Origin of the sequence: Streptomyces sp. W16 (assembly GCF_033194735.1) — a bacterium.
Classification (GTDB): Bacteria; Actinomycetota; Actinomycetes; order Streptomycetales; family Streptomycetaceae; genus Streptomyces.
The window spans coordinates 1-1,170 of record NZ_JAWOAI010001109.1 but is presented as its reverse complement, the minus strand read 5'-3'; the positions used below and the strand labels follow the sequence as shown (position 1 = coordinate 1,170).

General features: G+C 70.4%; 2 protein-coding genes. One reads left to right on the top strand and one right to left on the bottom strand.

Annotated features, from left to right (window positions below; all coding sequences use genetic code 11):
- Positions 1-151 precede the first annotated feature (151 nt).
- Positions 152-739: an NADAR family protein gene (locus R6V09_RS53490; protein ID WP_317888605.1), complete on the bottom strand. Its 588-nt coding sequence runs from the start codon at positions 737-739 to the stop codon at positions 152-154.
- 211 nt (positions 740-950) lie between these two features.
- On the opposite strand from R6V09_RS53490, the gene R6V09_RS53485 reads away from it, so the two are divergent.
- On the top strand, positions 951-1,170 hold a 220-nt coding region (locus R6V09_RS53485; RefSeq protein ID WP_317888604.1), incomplete at its 3' end, for an aldehyde dehydrogenase family protein.

The window sequence follows — 1,170 nt, the reverse complement described above, 5'->3', positions numbered from 1 at the left end:
CTCGCACCGCCAAAGCCCCCGGGCTTGACCCGCCCCTCACCTCAGCCGCCCCCCCCCGGGACCCCAATCAGCGCCAGCCCCAACCGCAGCCGAAGCCCCCTCCCCGCCACGCCCCCCGAGGCTCGCCCCTCCCGGGGCTCACCCCCACCCCCTACCTCAACCGCCCCCGCGCCTCCATCAACGCGAACCCCAGCAGATTCGGCCCCCGCCACCGCTCGGGATCCTCCGCCGCCGGATCGTCCGCGGCCAGCCCGATACCCCACACCCGGTCCACCGGACTCGCCTCCACCAGCACACGCTCACCCGTGCCCAGCAGAAACGCCCGCATCTCCGCGTCCCCCGCGAACTTGTGGACGCTCCCCTCGACGACGATCCCGAACCGCTCCCGCGCCCAGGTCTGCTCGTCGAAGCCGCGTACCAGGCGCCCCGCCTTCTTCGCCACGGACGGATGCCCCGCCGCCAGCACCCGCGCGAGAGCGTCCTCGTCGCCGAACAGCCGCGCCTTGCCGGCCATCATCCAGTGCTCGGCGGTCGCGTACGTCACCGCGTCCACCGTGAACGGCGACGGCCACCACTGGCTCAGACAGCTCGCGCTCACGCGTCCGTCCGGGCGTGGCCGGTGGCCCCAGAAGTGCAGGTACTTGACCCTGGTCCCGGCGCGCACTTCCCTGATCAGGGCTTCCTGCGAATCGATCTTTTCCGCGGCTCCAGCCGCGAGCTTCCCCGTGATCCCGTCCATACACGCGAGTCTTGCAGGCACCACTGACACTCCGTCCCCCCTTTTCCATACGGACTCGACACCTGGTCGAAGGATTCCGTCGCGTAACCAAAAGGCAACAACGGAATCACTTGTTGGAGTCCCTTTGCTCTGTCAGGATCGGCATTCAAATCGAGCTGGAGCTACGCCACCCGCCAGCGGACGAAGCGGGGCGAAGGCGGAGGAGAGCGACATGCACAACCCGGGCAGCGTCACCCCGGAACGATTCCCCGCTCAGGAGTACTTCGCGGACGGCGCGCAGTTCATCGCGGGCCGCCTGACCAAGGGCACCTCGGGCCGTACCCATGCCGTCGTCGACCCGGCCACCGGCGAGGACGTGTACACGTACGAGCTGGCCGGCACGGCCGACGTGGACGCGGCCGTGGCCGCCGCCCGCGCCGCGTTCCCGGGCT